This window comes from Corynebacterium sp. MSK071, assembly GCF_030232125.1.
GTDB lineage: Bacteria > Actinomycetota > Actinomycetes > Mycobacteriales > Mycobacteriaceae > Corynebacterium > Corynebacterium kefirresidentii.
In genome coordinates this window covers 1-277 of sequence record NZ_JASPJA010000068.1, presented here as the reverse complement: position 1 = coordinate 277, position 277 = coordinate 1, and the positions used below count along the sequence as shown (strand labels likewise).

Genomic DNA, 277 nt, shown 5'->3' with positions numbered 1-277 from the left:
GAATGCGGTTTTCCAGGCTGTCGCGTAGCAGCGGGCAGTGGATGGACCAAATGCTTCCTTCGGTCGCACCGCCGAGGCTATTGATCGACGCGTTCGGGAACATGTCCATGGCGCGCGCCGGAAGCCCCGCTGCGATGCGATCGCCGCTGAGCAATACGGTGCGCACATCCGGGAACACGTCGTCGTCCGCCGCCCGGACCAGGGCGAGCTCCAAAAGGGCGGGCGCGGAGTTCCACAGCGTGACCCGCTCTTCCCGCAAGACGTCGAGGATTTCATC

The 277-nt window shown here is 65.0% G+C and carries 1 protein-coding gene; it reads right to left on the bottom strand.

Going from position 1 to position 277, the window contains the following annotated elements; all coding sequences use genetic code 11:
• Positions 1-277 (bottom strand): AMP-binding protein (locus QP990_RS12230; protein ID WP_349018874.1); only part of this gene is annotated, 277 nt, incomplete at both ends.